Source organism: Oceanisphaera profunda, from assembly GCF_002157895.1.
Taxonomy (GTDB): domain Bacteria; phylum Pseudomonadota; class Gammaproteobacteria; order Enterobacterales; family Aeromonadaceae; genus Oceanimonas; species Oceanimonas profunda.
On record NZ_CP021377.1, the window covers coordinates 2,638,759 to 2,658,756 of the forward strand.

General features: G+C 51.5%; 18 protein-coding genes and 1 pseudogene. 2 read left to right on the forward strand and 17 right to left on the reverse strand.

The annotated features are described in order from the left end of the window. Positions 1-115: 115 nt before the first annotated feature. Positions 116-225 (reverse strand): annotated as a pseudogene (locus tag CBP31_RS15960) (ISAs1 family transposase); the annotation flags it as partial. A gap of 99 nt (positions 226-324) precedes the next feature. On the opposite strand from CBP31_RS15960, the gene CBP31_RS11650 reads away from it, so the two are divergent. Beyond that, complete coding sequence (locus tag CBP31_RS11650) at positions 325-1,743, forward strand: heavy metal sensor histidine kinase (RefSeq protein ID WP_087037443.1); 1,419 nt, start codon at positions 325-327, stop codon at positions 1,741-1,743. Positions 1,744-1,759: 16 nt separating this feature from the next. Here CBP31_RS11650 and CBP31_RS11655 read toward each other — a convergent pair whose 3' ends face one another. The 4 genes from CBP31_RS11655 to CBP31_RS11670 form a co-directional block, all read right to left on the reverse strand. Beyond that, entirely contained in the window at positions 1,760-2,164 is a 405-nt protein-coding gene (locus CBP31_RS11655) for a c-type cytochrome (RefSeq protein WP_227875020.1), read from the reverse strand. Between the two features lie 118 nt (positions 2,165-2,282). Continuing rightward, positions 2,283-2,768 carry a cupredoxin domain-containing protein gene (locus tag CBP31_RS11660; RefSeq protein WP_087037447.1) on the reverse strand — a complete coding sequence of 162 codons (486 nt, stop codon included), beginning with the start codon at positions 2,766-2,768 and terminating at the stop codon, positions 2,283-2,285. A gap of 53 nt (positions 2,769-2,821) precedes the next feature. Continuing rightward, entirely contained in the window at positions 2,822-3,877 is a 1,056-nt protein-coding gene (locus CBP31_RS11665; protein ID WP_087037450.1) for a copper resistance protein B, read from the reverse strand. A gap of 26 nt (positions 3,878-3,903) precedes the next feature. Further along, positions 3,904-5,835, reverse strand: a complete 1,932-nt coding sequence (locus tag CBP31_RS11670; protein WP_087037452.1) for a copper resistance system multicopper oxidase — start codon at positions 5,833-5,835, stop codon at positions 3,904-3,906. Between the two features lie 221 nt (positions 5,836-6,056). Here CBP31_RS11670 and CBP31_RS11675 point away from each other — a divergent pair, with 221 nt between their 5' ends. Next, complete coding sequence (locus CBP31_RS11675; RefSeq protein WP_087037454.1) at positions 6,057-6,734, forward strand: heavy metal response regulator transcription factor; 678 nt, start codon at positions 6,057-6,059, stop codon at positions 6,732-6,734. Between the two features lie 194 nt (positions 6,735-6,928). Here CBP31_RS11675 and fis read toward each other — a convergent pair whose 3' ends face one another. From fis to acs, 12 genes are all read right to left on the reverse strand, one after another. Further along, positions 6,929-7,228: a DNA-binding transcriptional regulator Fis gene (fis, locus tag CBP31_RS11680; RefSeq protein ID WP_086963763.1), complete on the reverse strand. Its 300-nt coding sequence runs from the start codon at positions 7,226-7,228 to the stop codon at positions 6,929-6,931. A gap of 25 nt (positions 7,229-7,253) precedes the next feature. Next, a complete protein-coding gene (dusB, locus tag CBP31_RS11685) occupies positions 7,254-8,219 on the reverse strand; it encodes a tRNA dihydrouridine synthase DusB (RefSeq protein ID WP_151898806.1) in 966 nt (321 codons plus the stop codon). 142 nt (positions 8,220-8,361) lie between these two features. Continuing rightward, positions 8,362-9,888 carry a DHA2 family efflux MFS transporter permease subunit gene (locus tag CBP31_RS11690; protein WP_087038739.1) on the reverse strand — a complete coding sequence of 509 codons (1,527 nt, stop codon included), beginning with the start codon at positions 9,886-9,888 and terminating at the stop codon, positions 8,362-8,364. Positions 9,889-9,985: 97 nt separating this feature from the next. Further along, on the reverse strand, positions 9,986-11,158 hold the full coding sequence (locus tag CBP31_RS11695; RefSeq protein WP_087037457.1) for an HlyD family secretion protein: 1,173 nt from the start codon (positions 11,156-11,158) through the stop codon (positions 9,986-9,988). Then, the gene (locus CBP31_RS11700; RefSeq protein WP_087037459.1) at positions 11,145-11,603 is read right to left on the reverse strand and encodes a MarR family winged helix-turn-helix transcriptional regulator; all 459 of its coding nucleotides are present in this window, start codon (positions 11,601-11,603) and stop codon (positions 11,145-11,147) included. Before CBP31_RS11700 ends, CBP31_RS11695 begins: the two co-directional genes overlap by 14 nt. 140 nt (positions 11,604-11,743) lie before the next feature. Beyond that, a complete protein-coding gene (gene prmA / locus CBP31_RS11705) occupies positions 11,744-12,619 on the reverse strand; it encodes a 50S ribosomal protein L11 methyltransferase (protein WP_087037461.1) in 876 nt (291 codons plus the stop codon). Positions 12,620-12,772: 153 nt separating this feature from the next. After that, on the reverse strand, positions 12,773-14,308 hold the full coding sequence (gene panF / locus CBP31_RS11710) for a sodium/pantothenate symporter (RefSeq protein WP_087037463.1): 1,536 nt from the start codon (positions 14,306-14,308) through the stop codon (positions 12,773-12,775). 9 nt (positions 14,309-14,317) lie between these two features. Then, positions 14,318-14,698, reverse strand: a complete 381-nt coding sequence (locus CBP31_RS15905; protein WP_087037465.1) for a YhdT family protein — start codon at positions 14,696-14,698, stop codon at positions 14,318-14,320. A 361-nt stretch (positions 14,699-15,059) separates the two neighbouring features. Beyond that, a complete protein-coding gene (accC, locus tag CBP31_RS11720) occupies positions 15,060-16,400 on the reverse strand; it encodes an acetyl-CoA carboxylase biotin carboxylase subunit (RefSeq protein ID WP_087037467.1) in 1,341 nt (446 codons plus the stop codon). 10 nt (positions 16,401-16,410) lie between these two features. Next, a complete protein-coding gene (accB, locus tag CBP31_RS11725) occupies positions 16,411-16,872 on the reverse strand; it encodes an acetyl-CoA carboxylase biotin carboxyl carrier protein (RefSeq protein ID WP_087037469.1) in 462 nt (153 codons plus the stop codon). 36 nt (positions 16,873-16,908) lie between these two features. After that, positions 16,909-17,358: a type II 3-dehydroquinate dehydratase gene (gene aroQ, locus CBP31_RS11730; protein WP_087037471.1), complete on the reverse strand. Its 450-nt coding sequence runs from the start codon at positions 17,356-17,358 to the stop codon at positions 16,909-16,911. 677 nt (positions 17,359-18,035) lie between these two features. After that, positions 18,036-19,985: an acetate--CoA ligase gene (gene acs, locus CBP31_RS11735; RefSeq protein ID WP_087037473.1), complete on the reverse strand. Its 1,950-nt coding sequence runs from the start codon at positions 19,983-19,985 to the stop codon at positions 18,036-18,038. Positions 19,986-19,998 lie beyond the last annotated feature (13 nt).

The window sequence follows — 19,998 nt, forward strand, 5'->3', positions numbered from 1 at the left end:
GAGCGAAACAGCAATACATTTGAAAGGCGAATATTTGAGTTGGAAATAAAATAGCAGCGTTTTTGCGTTTGAGCTGCTGCGCACCATGGCTATGGTCATGGCGGCGCTAGCCAACAATAGATACGAGAACGCCACGCAGATCGAGCATTTTTAGTTGATCTGGGATAGTTGTTATCTCATTACTCTTACTGTCTGTAGTTGGCCGAGAACCAATTTATTCGCTGATGTTTACTCTCGAACTCGCCTATCTGCAAAGTACATACTGGCTTGTGTCCAAAATGTTATATTGCTCACTCGTAAATTCTGCGAGTAAAGGACTACATAATGAGCAGTTATCTGTCTTTAACCACTCGGCTCAGCTTGATGTTTAGTATCGCCATGTTGGCGATATGGGGTTTAGTGAGTGTCGTCTTAATGCAGTCGTTAGAGCATCACTTTGCGCGCCAAGACGAAAGTGATATTCAAAGCAAAATAATATTAACTAAGAAGTTTATCGCCAGCCAGCAACAGAGTCATGAACAAGATTGGTCGACACTGAAAGCTGATCTGAACAACATGCTCTCTGGCCATAGTGGGTACTTTTTGCTGATTAGAGACCTAAAAGGCAAAGAGTTGGCTAGCGTCCATCCCACAGGGCGCCAGCAACCTGGCCTGAGCCAAGGCATGCCCGACTATGACTCATTGCCATTGCAAGAGAACTGGGTTGAAGGTGGTATTCGCTATCGCAGTATTACTGATCGGGTTACTGTTGGCTCGGCGATAACTGGACTCAATACCCCCAATACGGTCTTGGTCCGTGTGGCATTAGACACCAGTTATCATCAGCACTTTATTGATGAAATAAAAATTGGCCTTGCTTGGCTGACGGGTGGCATTGCCTTAATCTCAATACTGCTCGGATGGTTGGCATCACGTACCGGCCTAAAACCATTACGTAGCCTAGCCTCGCTTTCTGCTCGGGTCACCGCCAATAAGCTCGGTCATCGGCTCTCTTTGGCCAAAGCTCCCTCAGAACTACACGGCCCCATACAAGCATTCAATGACATGCTGGATCGACTGGAAGGCTCTTTTCAGCGACTAACGGCTTTTTCTTCGGATATTGCTCATGAGCTGCGCACCCCAGTTAACAGCCTAATGATGCAAACCCAAGTGGCGTTGGCACAGCCGCGTAATGCCGAAGAGTACAAAGAAGTGCTCTACGCGAATCTGGAAACTGCCGAGCGGCTGGCAAGGATGATTGGTGAAATGCTATTTCTTGCCAAGTCTGAGCAAGGTCAGTTAACCATGCAGCCCGCGCCGCTGGCCTTGAATGATGAGTTGGATGAACTGATTGAATTTTTTGAGCCCTTGGCCAGTGAACAACAAGTGCGCCTACACCGACAAGGCCAAGCTCCGCTGCTGGGAGATAAAGCGATGCTGCAACGGGCTTTCAGTAATCTACTCACGAATGCCATTCGCTATACACCAGCACAGGGTGAAGTACGCATGACTATTAGCAGTGATAAGCAGGGTACAACCGTGACAGTCACCAATCCGGGACCGGCGATTCCAAGCGAAGAATGGCCTCATCTGTTTGACCGCTTTTACCGCGTGGACCATGCACGCCAACCCATAACCGAGGGCACGGGGCTTGGGCTAGCAATTACCCAAGCGATTATTACCGCGCATCACGGCACTATTGCTGTGCACTCTGATGCACAAGAAACCTGTTTTAGTGTTTGGTTTCCGGCCCTCAAAAGCTGAGGTACAGGTAGGGTATTTACTTGATGCCATTGGCACGCTGTTGCTCGCGAATATAGCCAATTATTTCACCCACCTCAGCTTGGGTAACTCCCGATACCGGCGGCATATCGCCAAAGCGCCAGTGATGGGCACGCACGCCATTAGCGGCGGCACGATAAAATGCTTCATCACCATGATGAGAAGGCTCATACACCGGATGAATAAAGGAGGGGCCTTGGCGAGTGCCTTTCAAGTCTGCACCATGACAGCTGGCGCAATTGTCGTTATAAGCTTGTTTGCCCTGAGATAGCTGTGCTTGCTGGTTTTGCTGCTCCGACTCACCGTTCGGTAAAAATCGACTGCCAATAATAACCACTAGGGCGAGCGCACCAACCACTATGCCCCATAACGGCCAACGACGGGCTGCTGATGTTTTTTTCACGCTATACATCCTCTTATTCAATAAACTGAAAATGGCATGGGCGGGGCCCATGCCATTAGTGTTACATGTTTTTTAATGCATTTGTGCGACTACTATTACCTGCTCTAATTTAACAGTCCTACATTACCTCTACACTGCCCTTCATGCCAGCTTCCATATGGCCGGGGATCAGACAGGCAAAATCGACGGTACCGGCCTGATCAAACTTCCAGACCAAGCCACCTTTCTGGCCCGGCTGCAGGGTGATCATATTGGGCTCGGCGTGTTTCATATCTGGCATCTGGCGCATCATGTCGGCATGTTCTTGCAAAGATGCCATATCACCAATGACGAGTTCATGAGCCACTTTACCGGAATTTTTAATAAACAGCCGCACGGTTTCACCGGCTTTAACCTCAATCTGTTCCGGTGAAAAACGCATATTATCGTTCATAACCACTTCTATGGTGCGACTCACGTCGGCGCCTTTACCAGGCTGACCTACCCCTTGCATATTCTGTTGCATCGCCGCCATATCATGGCCTTGATGGTCACCGTGCTCTCCGGCAGCCATTGCCAAGCCGGGTAATAAAGACAGCATTAATACGGATAGTGTTTTTTTCATGAGTGTTTCCTTGAGTGTACTTGTTTCGCGTATTTGTTGAATATCATCACGGTTTAAAACCAGAACTTAACCCCAGCTAACCAGCGAGTTTCCTGGGTCGCTTCGTCTTCTATTCGCCGTAGATCGGCACTATTTCCCAGCGCGGTTGCCCATTCCCAGCCTAGATAGGGGGCAAACTGGCGATCGATTTCATAGCGCAGTCGAGCACCGGCTACTAGCTCAGATAAACCTTGGCCTTGGCCGCGTTCGGCATCATCCTTGCCGTAAGCGGTCAACTCCACACTGGGTTGCAATACCAGTCGCTGGGTTAATAAGAGTTCATATTCCGCTTCTACGGCTAACGCCGTTTGTCCATTGTCGCCCAAATAGGTTGTGGCATCGAGTTCAAACCAATAAGGGGCTAAGCCCGCCACACCTAAGGCTAACCAGCCCTGATCCGGCCCGTGACCCGTGTCATAACGCACACCCAATTCACTGTTCCAAAACGTGCTCAGTGCATGGCTCCATAACAGCTCGGTGCTGGCTTCTGCCAGCTTGCCTTGCTCTATGTCGCCTTCTGCTTTTAGTACGGCTCGGTTGTAATCACGACCAATCCAAGCACGAGTGTCAAAGGCTAAGGCATGGCCTGCACCGTTATCTACCCGCTCTAATTTATCGACTAGCACCCCGTAGAAAGTATGCTCGTCAGCCAGTCTTAACTGACGAGGACCGGGCAACGCATAGGGACCGTCTTCTAAAGTAAAACCACCGGAATAGGCATCGGGATCTCTGGCGTCGGCGGGCGCAGAGCCCCCCTGCATCTGCATGCTACCGTGATCCATACCCTGCATCTGGCTATGATCCATGTCTTTCATTTGACTGTGGTCCATGTCCTTCATTTGACTGTGGTCCATGTCCTTCATTTGACTATGGTCCATGTCTTTCATTTGACTGTGGTCCATGTCTTTCATTTGACTATGGTCCATGTCCTTCATTTGACGGTGGTCCATGTCTTTCATCTGACTGTTTGCCGATGCTGAGCCGTGCCCAGCATGAGCGTCTTGAGCCAATGCAGCGCCAGCTGGTAACACCGTTAAGGCCAGTAATATGCTGTTCAATCCGGATTTCATGGTCGTTTTCCTTCCGTTGATCCCGCTCATGACACCACCACTTCGCGGAACATACCCGCGTCCATATGGAACATGAGGTGACAGTGCCAAGCCCAGCGTCCAAGCGCGTCTGCAGTGACCAAAAAGCTAATCCGTTGTGCCGGTTGCACTTGTATGGTGTGGCGACGTACTTGAAAACTCCCGTCCGGATTTTCCAGTTCGCTCCACATGCCGTGCAGATGCATGGGGTGAGTCATCATGGTGTCGTTGTGCAGAATGATCCGCACTCGTTCGCCATAGTTAAAGTGCACGGGTGTAGAGCTACCAAATTCAACGCCATCGAACGACCAGGTATAGCGCTCCATATTACCGGTTAGGTGTAGTTCTATTTCCCGCTCCGCCGGTCTTGGATCCATAGGGCCGCCTGGGGTACGCAAGTCGGCCAAGGTCAGTACTCGACGGCCGTTGTTGCGTAAGCCAATGCCGGGATCGTCCAAGTTGGTGCGCGGCGTATCGACCCGCATATCCACGCTAGGACCATACTCACTACGAGCATGATTCACCTCGCTGCTCGCCTTACTTAATCCCCCAGCCATAGCGCCGTGGTCCATACCAGCCATGCTACCGTGATCCATACCAGTCATAGCGCCGTGGTCCATGCCAGCCATGCCACCGTGATCCATACCAGCCATAGCGCCGTGGTCCATGCCAGCCATGCTACCGTGATCCATACCAGTCATAGCGCCGTGGTCCATGCCAGCCATGCCAGCCATGCCAGCCATGCCAGCCATGCCACCGTGATCCATACCAGCCATAGCGCCGTGATCCATGCCGCCCATATCACCCATCATATCGGCCATGGTTAGCCACTCAGCAGGGTCCAGCTCTGGCACGGCAGCACTCAGTCCTGCTCGAGTACCTAAAGTACCGCGGGCATAACCGGTTCTGTCCATCGCTTGGGCAAACAGGGTATAAGCCTCGGCTTGGGGCTCCACCAGCACATCATAAGTTTCGCCAGGGCCAAACCGGAATTCGTCCACGGTCACTGGCTCTACATTCAGACCGTCGGCTTGAACCACCGTCATTTTAAGGCCAGGGATCCGCACATCATAAAAGCTATTGCCAGCGCCATTAATAAAGCGCAACCGCACTCGTTCACCTTGTTTGAACAGGGCCGTCCAGTTGCCCGCAGGAGCGGTGCCGTTCATGAGATAGGTCAGCGTCTCCGAGGACAAATCTGCCAAGTCGGTGGGGCTCATGCGCATTTCGTTCCACATCTGCCGTTTGTTTAGTGCTGAGGTTAAGCCATCACTGGACACATCACGAAAGAAGTCGAAGACCGTAGGTTGATTGAAGTTGTAGAGGTCGCCCTGATTCTTGAGCTTACCTAATACTCGCATCGGATTTTCATCGGTCCAGTCTGAGAGCAACACCAGATGTTCGCGGTCGGCTTTAATGCTATCGCCTTCCGCGGGGTCGATGATTAAGCCTCCGTACATACCGGTGAGTTCTTGCATGCCCGAATGAGAGTGATACCAATAGGTGCCGCTTTGCTCCAACTTGTACTTATAAGTAAAGGTTTCACCGGGGGCGATACCCGCAAAACTAATGCCCGGCACGCCGTCCATCTGATAAGGCAAAATAATACCGTGCCAGTGAATGGAGGTCGGCTCTTTCAGCCGATTGGTCACCCTAATGGTCACCTCATCTCCTTCACGCATGCGCAGTGTTGGGCCAGGAATGGAGCCGTTAATGGTGGTGGCCATGCGTGTTTTGCCAGTAAAATTAACGGGCGTTTCATCGATAATCAGGTCGAACTCGTTGCCGGTCAGCACGGGTACATCGCCGGTGACTGTGCCCAGACTGGCAGCCTGCGCGGGTCTTAACATGGGCGCCATGCCCAATACCACGCCACCTGCAGCGAGTCCTTGTACAAATCTACGTCGGGGTAGATTGAGACTGTTCTCGATTACTTTCATCGCAACTCCTCTCCTGTTGGCATTTTGCTCATTAGGAATGTTTGTTATAAGAAGAGAATAGAAAGGTAACCCTGTCGTCAACATGACCGTCAGATTACAAAATTGTCATGTTGCGGTCATGTGACTGGCAGCAAGCAGCCCTCATCCTATAAACATAACGCTGGCAGCAGCCGGCCTTGGTCGCCATCATGGTTCATCAAGGACAGTACAAAGAGATAAAAATGAAAATTCTGATCATCGAAGATGAGCAAAAAACAGGGGATTATCTGCAAAAAGGACTCAACGAAGCAGGGTTTGTGGTGGATCTTGCCCGCAACGGTTTAGATGGCCTGCATTTAGCGGTCACTGAGCCTTATGATTTGATCATTCTCGATGTGATGCTGCCAGATCTGAATGGCTGGCGAATTGTTGAAGCGCTGCGCGATCAAGGGCGACACATGCCACTGTTATTTTTAACTGCCAAAGACAGCGTAGAAGACCGAGTACGGGGATTGGAGCTGGGGGCCGACGATTACCTCGTTAAGCCCTTTGCCTTTGCTGAATTGCTGGCCAGAGTACGAACCTTACTGCGCCGAGGTAGCCCCCAAGCACCCAGTAATCAACTGGAAGTGGCCGATCTCACGCTCAACCTGCCACGTCGCCACGCAGTGCGCGCCGGAGAGCACATTCACTTAACCAATAAAGAGTTTGCACTGTTGGAGTTGTTGGTGCGCCGCCAAGGAGAGGTGCTACCGCGCTCGCTGATTGCCTCTCTGGTATGGGATATGAACTTCGACAGTGATACCAATGTTATCGACGTGGCGATTCGCCGCTTGCGCGCCAAAATAGATGATGGCTTCAGTCTTAAACTCATCCAAACCATCAGAGGCATGGGCTACACCATAGATATTACCCGTTAAGCGGGAGCTTACAGTCTTAGACCGGTTCATGCCTGAGTGTAAACTGCATTTTACCCCGTCATACATCAGACGCCTCTTTCGTCCCTTAGCTATGTTCGGGTTCAATTGTGATTTTAATTCTGGGTTCAAAAGCAAAAAAAGCGCTATCTCTTGCGAGATAACGCTTTTGTATTCAACACGTTAACTAAAAGTTCTTAGTTCATGCCGTATTTTTTGAGCTTCTTGCGCAGTGTACCGCGGTTGATGCCCATCATATTGGCAGCGCGGGTTTGGTTACCGCGAGTGTATTGCATGATCACGTCCAGCATCGGGGCTTCGACTTCGGCGAGGACCAACTCATACAACTCAGTTACTTCCTGACCATTCAGCTGGGACAGATAATTACGCAGCGCTTGGTCTACCGAGTTGCGCAACGGGCGCTGGGTAGGCTGCTCAGAAGTTGGAGATTTAATGGTAGTAACCAGTGCATCAGAAGTCGTAGTTTGTTCGAACATATTTAGTCGGCTCTTCTTTTGTTCGTTAAGCTATATTCGCGAAATAATGCGCCAGTGAGTCGAGCTGTTGCTCGGCCTCATCAAGGGCATTGAAATCACTGCGAAAGTCACGGCCCGCATCACTATCTTTCAGGTACCAACCCACATGCTTACGGGCAATACGTACGCCTAACACTTCACCGTAAAACGCGTGCAGTGCTTCAACGTGCTCCCTAATCATGGCGCGCTCCAGGTCCTTATGCAGCGGCAAGGGTAGAGTACCTTGTTCCAGATAGTGGCGGATTTCTCTAAATATCCAAGGCCGTCCCTGTGCAGCCCGGCCAATCATGATGGCGTCGGCGCCGGTGTCATCCAAGACAAAACGCGCCTTTTGCGGGCTGTCGATGTCCCCATTAGCAATAATGGGAATAGAGACGGCTTGTTTTATTGCTCTAATGGTATCGTATTCTGCTTCACCCTTGTACATGCAGGCACGAGTGCGGCCATGCACGGCTAGGGCCTGAATACCGCAATCTTCGGCGATACGAGCAATTTGCACGCCATTGCGGTGTTCAGGCTCCCAACCTGTACGAATTTTCAGGGTAACGGGAACAGAAACTGCGTTAACCACGGCGGTGACAATTTCTTGCACCAGCTGCGGGTATTGCAACAGGGCGGACCCTGCCATTTTTTTATTCACTTTCTTTGCTGGGCAACCCATGTTGATGTCGATGATCTGGGCGCCTTGGTCCACATTGAACTGGGCGGCCTCAGCCATTAGCATCGGATCTGCCCCGGCAATCTGGACGGAACGAATACCGGTTTCTCCTGCATGGTCCATACGCCGTAAAGACTTCTCGGTCTGCCATACCTTAGGGTTGGAGGACATCATTTCTGATACCGCCATACCCGCACCCATGCGCAAGCACAGAGTACGAAATGGTCTGTCGGTTACGCCAGCCATAGGAGCCACCAAAATGGGGCTAGACAGTTTGTAAGGACCAATCTGCATGAGAGAACAGCTATCTTTGCTCAGGGTCGCGTATCTTACGCATTTTTAATGAGTCTGAAAAGGTCATTAATTGAACGATTGGTAAATTTTAATAAGTCAAGATAACTGGTGTGTTTTTTATGCAATTTCATAAGTTGCTAATTTAGTCATTTATAGATTCATTTGGGGCAGTTTTTTTGACGGTTTGGCTGGCTGTTGTGCTGGGCACCGCGGCTTCACTGCGCAATAACAGCAGCAAGGGCAGCGCCGACAGGCTGATCCACATCATGAGTCGAAAATCTTGCAGATAAGCCATGATGGCCGCCTGACGGCTGACTTCGGCGTTGATCATGCTCAAGCCCTGCACGGAGTCGAGTGACATGCTGCCGGACTCCACCAATTGGCGCAGCGGCAAATTAAAATGCGTAATGTAGTTGGCATAGGCCGCATGGTTGATTTGGCTACGCTGGGCTAGATAAGTGAACACCACCGAAATACCTATGCTGCTGCCGATGTTACGCATCAAGCTAAACAGCGCCGTGCCCTCGTTACGATACTTAGGGTTTAGCGTGGCAAAGGTAATGGTGGACAGCGGCACGAAGATAAATCCCAAACCTAGGCCTTGCACAATGCCGGTGCGGATCACATCCACGCCCACAATATCCGCATTAAACTGCGCCATTTCCCATAACGAAAAGCTGGTTAATACCAAGCCGATAAATATCTGCAACCGCACATCGAGTCGGTTCGCCAGCTTGCCGACCGTAACCATGGCAATCATGGTGCCAATGCCCCGCGGTGCCAGTAATAAGCCCACGTCGATCACTGGATAGCCGAGCAAATTCTGTAAGAAGGGCGGCAGTAGCGCCATGGTGGCCAGCAAGATAATGCCGATGATAAAGATGAACACTAGCCCCAGTGTAAAGTTGCGGTCTTTAAACAGCGCCGGCTCAATAAAAGGCGCCTTGTGAGTTGAGATGTGCACAATAAACACATAAAAGCCGAGTGCCGCTAAAAGAGCTTCAATGATCACTTCTTTGCTGGCAAACCAGTCCAGTGATTGGCCGCGATCCAGTAACATCTGTAAGGCGCCTATGCCGAGAGCCAGCATGCCAAAGCCGAATAGATCAAAGTGGCGGTTTTTATCAAGCTCTGTTTCTTGGACAAACTTGGCGATACCAGCCCAAGCTAATAAGCCAAAGGGCAGGTTGATGTAAAACACCCAGCGCCAGCTGTAATACTCGGTTAGCCAACCGCCTAAGGTAGGTCCTAAAATCGGGCCGACCATAACGCCAAGGCCCCACATGGCCATGGCCGAGCCGTGTTGTTCTTTAGGGTAACTGTCGAGCAAGATGGCTTGAGAGAGCGGCACTAAACTGGCGCCAAATATGCCCTGTAGTAGTCGAAACAACACAATTTGTTCGAGGCTTTGCGCGGCACCGCACAGCATGGAGGCGACGGTAAAGCCCACCACCGACCATAAAAATAACCGTTTGCGGCCAATGCGCGCACTGATGATGCCGGTGAGCGGCATAAAAATCGCCGCCGCGACGATATAAGAGGTGAGCACCCAAGAGATTTGGTCTTGGGTGGCACTCATGGCACCTTGCATATGTGGCAGCGCCACGTTAGCGATGGTGGTGTCCAGTGCTTGCATAATGGTGGCCAGCATCACAGATACCGTGATCATGGCCCTGTTTGCTACGGGCTTAGCTGATGCGGTCTTAGCGTCTTGGCTACCTGAAGCAGGAAGTGCAGCAGACGGTTCGCTGGAAGAGGCACTCATCTTAACGCGACCAATTATTTAAACGGCTTTGTTGCTCAGTATCCACTTTGACTTTAGCACTTAAGCCCGCCCGTAAAGGCGGCGCGGCTTGCTCGTTATTACCGGTCGCGGTTTCATCTTGAGTGGGCGCTATTAAGTGAATACGCACCGGCACCCGCTGAGTGATTTTAACCCAGTTGCCGGTGGCATTTTGCGCCGGTATCACCGAAAACTCGGCACCGGTACCTGGGCTTAAGCTGTCGACGGTACCCTGCCATTTATAATCTGGATAGGCATCCACGCTAATGGTCACCGGCTGGCCGGGGCGCATATGGGTGATGTCGGTTTCACTAAAATTCGCTTCCACCCAAGGGGAGTCGGTGGCTATCAGCATCATGGCCAAATTGCCCGCGTGTAGATACTGGCCCGCCTTGGGGACATTGCTGACCACACCCGCGACGGCGGCGCGTACTTCCACTCTCTCCAGATTTAACTGGGCACGTTCCAGCTCGGCTTGGGCGCTTCTATATAAAGGATGCTGTTTAATGGGCAGCTCAGGGCCGCCGGCTAAGTTGGCACGAATACGTGCTATGTCTTGCTTAAGGGCGGCAATTTTTAGCGCCGCTAATTGGGTGTTTTGCCGGGCATCGTCGAGCATGGCCGCTGAAGTGTAATTTTTAATACTTAGGTTAGCTTGGCGATTTTCTTGTTTTTTTGCGTAGCTCAGCTGCGAACTCGCCACATCCAATTCCGCTTGTTTCTCCGCAAAACTGGCTTTAAGGGCGTTAAGATCCGTGACCACTTGTGCCAATTTTGCCTCGGCTTCTGCCTGCGCGACCCTGAAATCGGCGCTGTCTAAGCTAAATAGCAGTTGGTTTGCATCCACCCGCTGGTTTTCTTGTACCGCCACCTTTGCCACCAAGCCGGATACTTGGGTGCTGATCGGCACCTTGTCGGCTTTAACATAAGCGTTGTCGGTTTCCACATAACGGCCGCCGAGCAAATAAAAAGTGAGGCCTATGATGGCGGCGAGCAGTGGCACTAATACCAGTAACACCAAGCGAATGCGGCCCTGCGCCGGCGACATGGCTGGCGCAGAGGCTGCTTGCTGGCTGCTGGCGTCAGTTTGAAGAGTGGCGTCAGCCTGATGAGCGCTAGAGTCCGTATCAGCGGCGGGATGGTTAGCTTTGTTCATGAGAGGCCTCTGGGAAGCAAGATGAAGATAAATTATCGCGTACTTGGCGCAAACTGGCGGTGAGCTGCTCGGCTTGTTGCTCGCTTAAACCTGCCAATGCCTGTTGTTTAATGCGCTCGGCACTGTCGCTAATGGCGGCCAGCTGAGGTGTGGCAGCGGGCGTTAAATACCATTGATAGGCACGCTTATCACGGGCATCGGGTTGGCGCTCAATTAAGCCCAGTGTGGTTAGCGTCTCAAGTTGGCGAGTCAGGGTAATGGGTTGTATTTCTAGCAGCTCGGCCAGCTCTACTTGGCGCAGACCTTGATGGCGAGATAAATACACTAAGACACGGCTTTGGGCCAAGGTGAGCTGATTGGTATCCAGATGCTGACTATATGCACGACGCATTAAGCGTGAGATATCGGCCAGCAAGAAACCTAAGCTATCGGCAGGAATGCTCATGAGCACCTCAAATATAGTAAGCAAGGCTTAGTATATTTTATGAGGCCATAAACGTGCAAAATAAATTCGTTTTTTTGATAATAAAAAAGGCTCCCGCAGGAGCCTCTTAATTAGATAAGCAATATTTGTGACCAGAGAGCTTAGCGCTTTTGGCCGCTGAGACGTGCCCATTCTTCGCGAAGCTCAGGTGCGTCCATGGTAAACCACTGCTCGTAGAGCTCGTTTAAGCCCTCGGCTTGCAGGTCGAGAATACCAGACAGCGCCAACTGGCCGCCGGGCTTAACCAGGCTACTGATCAATGGTGACAGCTCTTTGAGCGGGCCGGCTAAAATATTGGCCACTACGATATCGGCTTTCATATTCTCGGGCTGATCTTTGGGCAGATACACCGTTAAGCGGTCCGCCACGCCATTACGCTCGGCGTTATCTTGGCTGGCTTGCAGCGCTTGCGGGTCGATATCGATACCGATCACCTGCTTGGCACCGAGCTTTAATGCCGCCAGCGCTAAAATGCCGGAGCCACAGCCGAAATCGATCACGGTTTTATCCGTTAAATCTTGGCCGTCTAACCACTCTAAGCACAGCGCAGTAGTAGGGTGGGTGCCGGTACCAAAGGCGAGGCCAGGATCCAGCATCACGTTCACCGCAGTGGGGTCCGGTACATCGCGCCAGCTTGGGCAGATCCATAACCGATCGCCAAAGCGCATGGGATGAAAGCTGTCCATCCACTCGCGTACCCAGTCTTTATCTTCTAGCTGCTCAACCTTGTAGGTGAGATCTTTGCGATAGAATTTTTTTAAGAAGGTTATGATCGGATCCGGATCCGTGGCGGCATCAAACATGCCCACGACGACGGTGTCATCCCACAATAGGGTTTCACCGGGCAGGGGTTCGTACACGGGTTTGTCTTCGGCGTCCATATAGGTCACCGCCTGAGCACCGCGCCCGAGCAGCATGTTACTGACCTTGTCGGCGGTTTTTTCAGTGGCATTAATGCGAATTTGTATCCAAGGCATGGCGTGGCTTCATCAAACGGTAAAGGCAGGATTCTAGCATAAAAACATAGCGTCAGAACTTGTAGGGTCGAATTCATTCGACCAATAAGGGGGCACAATCTAAAACGGTCGAATGAATTCGACCGTACAAAACCATTGCTATGCGGTGGGCTGCTAAGTATTTGTCTCGTGCTGGGCGCCGGGCGCTTGGCGCTCGGCGCTGTTCTTGCCAAGCTCTTCACCGCTGTTTTTGCCAAACAAGGCCCGCACTTCTGCACAAGGTGCAGGGCTGAGCAGCGAGCCGATAACATAGGCGAGGCCAGACAGCGTTAGGCTAGGCACTATGGCGTGCAGACCGAATAGCTTAATACCTAAGGTGGTGAGCAAGCCGTAGCTAATGGCGCCTACTAGCATGGAGGCCAGTGCGCCGGTGGCGGTGCCGCGCCACCAATATAGTCCCAGCACTAATGGCCAGAAGAAGATGGCTTGCAGCGCACCAAAGGCTAATAAGTTCAGCCAGATGATCATATCCGGCGGGCTAAGGGCGGCGAGCAATACTATGACGCCCACGGCCAGTGTTACCAAACGGCTGGCGCGTTTAATAAAGGTTGGAGAGGGCGGAGTGGAGCCAGGCTTGCGGCCGACATAATTCAAATATAAGTCTTTCACCAACGTGGCCGAGGCTTGAATCAACTGGGAGTCGATGGTCGACATAATGGCCGCCATGGGGCCGGCTAAAAATAAGCCTGCCACTATCGGCGGTAATACGGTGAGCATTAAAGTGGGCATGACTTTATCGGGCACGGTGAGTTCGGGCACCAGTACTCGACCTAAGGCGCCGGCGAAGTGCATCCCAAACATCAAGAGCGCGCCTACAAGGGTGCCAATAATAATGCCTTTGTGCATGGCCTTGCTGTCTTTGTAAGCCAAGCAGCGCACCGCCGAATGGGGCAGACCAATCACGCCAAAGCAGACCAATACCCAAAACGACAGCATAAAGCTGCTACTTAAAAAGTCATCGGGCCCGCGGGGTGATACCAAGCCTGGGTCTATCTCAGCCAAGGCACTAAACATGGCACTGGCGCCGCCGCCTGCAGTTAATACCCCGACCAACAATACGATAGTACCAATCAGCATTAAGATGCCTTGCACCGCATCTGTGACCACGACCGCCCTAAAGCCGCCAATCAGCGTATAGAGCATCACGGTAGTGGCGAAAATAATCAGACCGCCTTGATAGGGCAGGCCGGTCACGGTTTCTAACAGTCGCGCGCCACCGATAAATTGCACCACCATAGTGGCGATAAAAGCCGCCAATAAGCCTAGTGCCGCCAAAATCACCACCAGCGGGCTGCGATAACGGGCATAGAGCATGTCGTTGATGGTCAGCGCATTAACGCGCCGCGCGATCACGGCGAACTGCTTGCCCAACACGCCGAGCGTTAACCATACGGTAGGTACTTGGATCATGGCCAACAATACCCAGCCTAAGCCCATACTGTACGCCGCACCGGGGCCACCAATAAAAGATGAAGCTGAGGCATAGGTGGCGACCATGGTCATGGCCAACACGAAGCCGCCCATGGAGCGGTTGCCTAAAAAATAATTTTCGACAAAACTGCCCTCAGTGGGGCGACGGCTTAAGTAAAAGCCCAAACCCAACATGGCCAGTAAATAGCAGATTAACGGAACTATTAGTGCAAGGTTCATGTTTAGTCTTTAGTGAGGACGTAAGTGGGCGCGTAACGGTACAGCGTCGGCTGCGGCGTCGGCTTGAGTAATGGAGGCATCGTCGGCAATAGCTGTTGCGGCTTTGGTTTTTAATAACGCAGCTGTGACTCTAGCTTCATCAGTGCTTATATCTGTTACGGGAGCGTCAAGCGGCAGGTTTTTAAAGTAGCGGCGCACCATCACCGCGCATAGGCCAATAAACAGCAGCGGATTAAATACGCAGCTTAATACAAACCATAAGGGCCAGCCGTGCCACATTAGGTTGGCCGGTACGGCGTAGGCACTCAGCCACCAGCCCAGCATATAAAGCAGGGCTAACCCTAAACTTAACAGCGCCTCGCGGCGAGCAATAATCACCAGATGATTCATGGATAATGTCCTTAGTGCAGAAGCGCAGAATAACATATTTGCTTTGTCGGTGAGGAGTGGGGTGTAAAGGATGAGAGCTAAAGCTATTTGTTAGACTGTTGCTGCTATGCCGAGCGCGACTTGGTATCTGAATTTTTCGTCATACCGGATTCACTCCGGTATCTCGCACTTTTGCTCTTATGCCTAAAGCGAGTTCCTGACGTGCGTCAGGAAGACGGCAAAAGCTATGAGACCTAACATTGCCCGATGCTTATCTTAAAGCTCGGCGCTGTTATTCAGCCATAAAAAAACGGCGCCCTGAGGCGCCGTTTAGCTTTTTTACTTTCGCACTTTCGCCTACAAACAAGGCGAGCAGCAACAATTACAGACCCAGTTTTTTCTCTAGGTAGTGAATGTTGGTGCCACCGTTGCGGAAGTTTTCATCACGCATAATTTCTTGATGCAGGGGAATGTTGGTTTTAATACCTTCAATCACCAGCTCATTTAGGGCGTGTGTCATGCGGGCGATCGCGATATCGCGGTTTTCGCCGTAGCAGATAAGCTTACCGATCATGGAGTCATAAAAAGGCGGAACCTTGTAACCCGCATAAATATGCGAATCCCAACGCACGCCTAAACCACCCGGAGAGTGGAACAGCGTGATCTCGCCTGGGCTTGGAATAAAGCTCTTCGGATCTTCAGCATTGATACGACACTCAATGGCATGGCCACGAATGGTCACTTGCTCTTGAGTGATCGACAACGGCATGCCGGCCGCGATGCGCAGCTGTTCTTTGATTAAGTCCACACCGGTGATCATCTCGGTGATCGGGTGCTCAACCTGAATACGGGTGTTCATTTCAATGAAATAGAACTCGCCGTTTTCATACAAGAACTCAAAGGTACCGGCACCGCGATAGCCGATATCGACACAAGCACGGCAGCAACGCTCACCGATAAACTTACGCATTTCTTCGGTAATGCCCGGTGCTGGCGCTTCTTCCACTACTTTTTGGTGGCGACGTTGCATGGAGCAATCGCGCTCACCTAAGTGAATGGCTTTGCCTTGGCCATCGGCCAAGATCTGAATTTCGATGTGGCGTGGGTTTTCTAGGAATTTCTCCATGTACACCACATCACTACCAAATACAGAGCCGGCTTCGGCTTTGGTCATGGTAATGGACTTTTCCAGCTCGGCTTCGTTGCGCACTACACGCATACCGCGACCACCACCACCGGCAGACGCCTTGATGATCACCGGATAACCAATGCGCTTAGCAATGGCGGCGTTCTTTTTCGCGTCGTCGCTAATCGGGCCGTCTGAACCCGGTACACAAGGTACGCCGGTTTTTTTCATGGCGGCAATGGCCGATACTTTATCGCCCATTAAGCGAATGGTGTCGCCACGAGGGCCGATAAATACGAAGCCTGATTTTTCAACCTGGTCGGCGAAGTCGGCGTTTTCTGCCAAGAAGCCGTAACCGGGGTGAATCGCCACCGCATCAGTCACTTCAGCAGCAGCAATAATAGACGGAATGTTCAAGTACGACTGGCTAGACTGATTGCCACCAATACAGATGGACTCGTCTGCTAACAGTACGTGCTTAAGTTCACGGTCGGCGGTGGAGTGCACGGCTACCGTTTTGATCCCCAGCTCTTTACAAGCGCGCAGGATCCGTAAGGCAATTTCACCGCGGTTGGCGATGACTACTTTATCCAGCATGAGACTTCCTTTATTCGATGATGAACAGCGGCTCGTCAAATTCAACCGGCTCGCCATTATCAATCAAGATGGCTTTAATCACACCGGCTTTGTCAGCTTCAATTTGGTTCATCATCTTCATGGCTTCAACGATGCACAAGGTGTCGCCCACGTTCACGGTTTGGCCCACTTCGGAGAAGTTTTTTGCACCTGGGCTAGACGCGCGGTAGAAGGTGCCTACCATAGGAGAGCGCATTACATGGCCGCTAACAACCGGGGCGGCTGGCTCTTCAGCGGTCGCTGGAGATAAGGCCGCAGCCATAGGAGCAGGAGCAGGAGCCGCTTGATACTGCTGATATTGTGGCTGTATGTTCTGGCCGGGATTGCCGTAACGGCTGATGCGAACCGACTCTTCACCTTCGGAGATTTCCAGTTCGGCAATGCCAGACTCTTCAACCAGTTCGATCAGTTTCTTTATTTTACGAATATCCATGAGCGTTCTCTTGTTATGTTATTACTGAGTTGGAAGTTAACGATCGCGTAAAAAACGGGTCGCCGCTTCCAGGGCAAATTCGTAACCATCACTACCCAAGCCGCAAATCACGCCTACGGCCTTATCGGCCAAATAGGAGTGGTGGCGAAACGGCTCACGCGCATGCACGTTCGATAAATGCACTTCAATAAAGGGAATGTTGACCCCCAATAAGGCATCACGAATCGCCACGCTGGTGTGCGTAAACGCCGCAGGATTAATAATAATAAAATCTTGCTGGCCGTAAGCTTGGTGTATGGCATCAATGAGTTGATGTTCCGCATTGGATTGCAGGTGACTGAGCGCAATATTTTGCGCCGCGGCTCGCTGACTTAAGCTTGCTATTATGTCATCTAAACTGTTCTGGCCATAGATACCGGGTTCGCGCTGACCCAAAAGGTTTAGATTGGGTCCATTTAGCAACAGAATTCGGAAATGTTCGGCCATTGTGTAGCAATCCTCGTCAATCTTGCGGTGTTCACATCGTTAGTTAGGGAGCCTATCCGTTTTTACCTGTTACTGGCAAATAAAATCGTTCGGTTTGACTCAGACCGGCCAATTATAGTGATTTCGTGGAAATTGGCAGCAAATTACTGGTCTAATCACTAAAAGAACTCAAATTTACCCGTCCACGGCCCTTTTTAATGCCACAGAGTGTCGTTAGCTGAACAGTAGAACCCATATCGGCGAAAATTCTGTGATCTAGTCGACGTTTTATGTCTTTTTGTGGCGGGTTAAGCGCAGCTGTACGCGTTACGTCGTCCGTTGTTAAATAATTTGTAGAGGCCGCTTTAGCTGGCCGGTGGCGCGTAGCGCCACCAAGCTCATCAAACCGCACGGTGTTGACAAAGAACACCGACAAAACACGGCACGGTTAAAATCGGAGCTGTTTGTAGATTCTGGTTTTACTACGTAAAACCGGCCAGCTGAAGCGGCCTCTACGTTCGAGTATCTTATTTCATCGGTGTTGCCGGTTCGATATGATGATTTTCCAAATGGATCTTGAATCATGTGAAAATTGACGTAGCTGTGGGTTTTTAACGTATGGCGATCAACGTATAGGGTATAAAAAAACGCCGCTCTCGGCGGCGTTTTATCAGCTGTGAGCGCTTAGCTCATTTAGCTTAAGAAGCCTGACCACGCTCGGCTATCAGGCGATCTACCACGGACGGATCCGCCAGGGTTGAGGTATCGCCCAGGGTGTCAGTTTCACCGGTGGCAATTTTGCGCAAGATTCGACGCATAATCTTACCAGAGCGGGTTTTCGGCAAGCCTTCTGCCCAGTGAATAACATCTGGCGTGGCGATGGGGCCAATTTCTTTACGTACCCAATCTTTTACGTCTTTATGCAGCTCGGCGCTTGGCACTTCACCTTCGTTCAAGGTGATATAGGCATAAATGCCTTGGCCTTTAATCTCGTGGGGCACGCCCACAATGGCCGCTTCGGCAATTTTAGGGTGCGCCACTAAGGCGGACTCAATCTCGGCGGTGCCCATGCGGTGGCCGGAGACGTTTAATACGTCGTCAACTCGACCGGTGATCCAGTAGTAACCGTCTTCGTCGCGCTTAGCGCCATCCCCAGAGAAATAAGTGCCGGGGAAAGTCGAGAAGTAAGTTTGCTCAAAACGGTCGTGATCCCCATAAATGGTGCGCATTTGGCCGGGCCAAGAGTCAAGGATCACCAAGTTACCCTCTACGGCGCCCTCTAAAATATTACCTTCGCCGTCTACTAATGCGGGTTGCACGCCAAAGAAAGGGCGGGTGGCGGAGCCGGCTTTCAGTAACGTCGCACCGGGTAGCGGCGCTATTAAGATGCCGCCGGTTTCGGTTTGCCACCAAGTATCTACAATCGGGCAGCGCTCTTCACCAATGACGCGGTAGTACCATTCCCACGCTTCTGGGTTAATGGGCTCACCCACTGAGCCTAAAATGCGCAGGCTCTTACGGCTAGTGCCTTCAATGGCCTCATTGCCTTTGGCCATAAAAGCGCGAATGGCAGTAGGGGCGGTATACAAAATATTGACCTGATGCTTATCAACAATCTCGCTCATACGGCTGGTTTTCGGGTAGTTAGGCACACCTTCAAACATCAAGGTAGTAGCGCCATTGGCCAGGGGGCCATACAAAATATAAGAGTGACCGGTTACCCAGCCTACGTCTGCGGTACACCAGTGCACATCGCCTTCGTGATAATCGAAGATGTACTTGAAGGTCATGGCCGCGTACACCAAGTAGCCGCCGGTGGTGTGTAGCACGCCTTTTGGGGTGCCGGTGGATCCTGAGGTATACAGAATAAACAGCGGGTCTTCGGCGCTCATTTCTTCTGGTTCGCACACCGCATCTACTTGAGCTGCGGCTTCATGCCACCAGATATTGCGCTCACTATCCCAAGCCACATCGCCACCAGTGCGCTGATAGACAATGACTTTGCAATCGGGGCTCACGCCGGGTTTGGCCAATGCCGCATCGACGTTGGCTTTAAGCGGCACGGTACGACCGCCACGCAAGCCTTCATCAGCGGTGATCACCAGTTTGGCGTTGGAGTCGATAATACGGCTGGCCACTGCATCTGGCGAGAAACCACCAAACACTACCGAATGCACGGCACCAATGCGCGCACAGGCCAGCATGGCCACCGCGGCTTCAACCACCATCGGCATATATAAGCTAACCACGTCGCCTTTTTTCACGCCTTGAGCTTTTAATACGTTAGCGAAGCGGCACACTTGCTCATGCAACTCGCGATAGGTGACTTTTTTATCGTCGTCGGGGCTGTCGCCTTCCCAGATAATGGCCACTTGGTCGGCTTTGGTGGCTAAATGGCGGTCAATACAGTTAGCGGATAAGTTAAGGGTGCCATCTTCAAACCACTTAATACTGATGTGACCGGGATCAAAAGAGGTATGTTTCACCTTGGTATAGGGCTTGATCCAATCGAGGTTTTTACCTTGTTCGCCCCAAAATTTATCTGGGTTTTCAATGGACTCTTGATACATGCGCTGGTAGCCCGCGTCGTCTACGTGGGCGTGCTCGGCAATGTTTGCCATAACCGGATGAATCTTAACTTCGCTCATTATTCCGCTCCTT

What these genes read in the sequence shown, in the direction of transcription:
- CBP31_RS11690 (WP_087038739.1), bottom strand. Translation starts at nt 9,888, where the DNA reads ATGATCACGGTATCTGTGATGCTGGCCACCATTATGCAAGCACTGGAC.
- CBP31_RS11660 (WP_087037447.1), bottom strand. Translation starts at nt 2,768, where the DNA reads ATGAAAAAAACACTATCCGTATTAATGCTGTCTTTATTACCCGGCTTG.
- accB (WP_087037469.1), bottom strand. Translation starts at nt 16,872, where the DNA reads ATGGATATTCGTAAAATAAAGAAACTGATCGAACTGGTTGAAGAGTCT.
- CBP31_RS15905 (WP_087037465.1), bottom strand. Translation starts at nt 14,698, where the DNA reads ATGAATCATCTGGTGATTATTGCTCGCCGCGAGGCGCTGTTAAGTTTA.
- CBP31_RS11665 (WP_087037450.1), bottom strand. Translation starts at nt 3,877, where the DNA reads ATGAAATCCGGATTGAACAGCATATTACTGGCCTTAACGGTGTTACCA.
- aroQ (WP_087037471.1), bottom strand. Translation starts at nt 17,358, where the DNA reads ATGGCCGAACATTTCCGAATTCTGTTGCTAAATGGACCCAATCTAAAC.
- CBP31_RS11695 (WP_087037457.1), bottom strand. Translation starts at nt 11,158, where the DNA reads ATGAACAAAGCTAACCATCCCGCCGCTGATACGGACTCTAGCGCTCAT.
- CBP31_RS11700 (WP_087037459.1), bottom strand. Translation starts at nt 11,603, where the DNA reads ATGAGCATTCCTGCCGATAGCTTAGGTTTCTTGCTGGCCGATATCTCA.
- acs (WP_087037473.1), bottom strand. Translation starts at nt 19,985, where the DNA reads ATGAGCGAAGTTAAGATTCATCCGGTTATGGCAAACATTGCCGAGCAC.
- panF (WP_087037463.1), bottom strand. Translation starts at nt 14,308, where the DNA reads ATGAACCTTGCACTAATAGTTCCGTTAATCTGCTATTTACTGGCCATG.
- accC (WP_087037467.1), bottom strand. Translation starts at nt 16,400, where the DNA reads ATGCTGGATAAAGTAGTCATCGCCAACCGCGGTGAAATTGCCTTACGG.
- fis (WP_086963763.1), bottom strand. Translation starts at nt 7,228, where the DNA reads ATGTTCGAACAAACTACGACTTCTGATGCACTGGTTACTACCATTAAA.
- CBP31_RS11650 (WP_087037443.1), top strand. Translation starts at nt 325, where the DNA reads ATGAGCAGTTATCTGTCTTTAACCACTCGGCTCAGCTTGATGTTTAGT.
- CBP31_RS11670 (WP_087037452.1), bottom strand. Translation starts at nt 5,835, where the DNA reads ATGAAAGTAATCGAGAACAGTCTCAATCTACCCCGACGTAGATTTGTA.
- dusB (WP_151898806.1), bottom strand. Translation starts at nt 8,219, where the DNA reads ATGCAGATTGGTCCTTACAAACTGTCTAGCCCCATTTTGGTGGCTCCT.
- CBP31_RS11675 (WP_087037454.1), top strand. Translation starts at nt 6,057, where the DNA reads ATGAAAATTCTGATCATCGAAGATGAGCAAAAAACAGGGGATTATCTG.
- prmA (WP_087037461.1), bottom strand. Translation starts at nt 12,619, where the DNA reads ATGCCTTGGATACAAATTCGCATTAATGCCACTGAAAAAACCGCCGAC.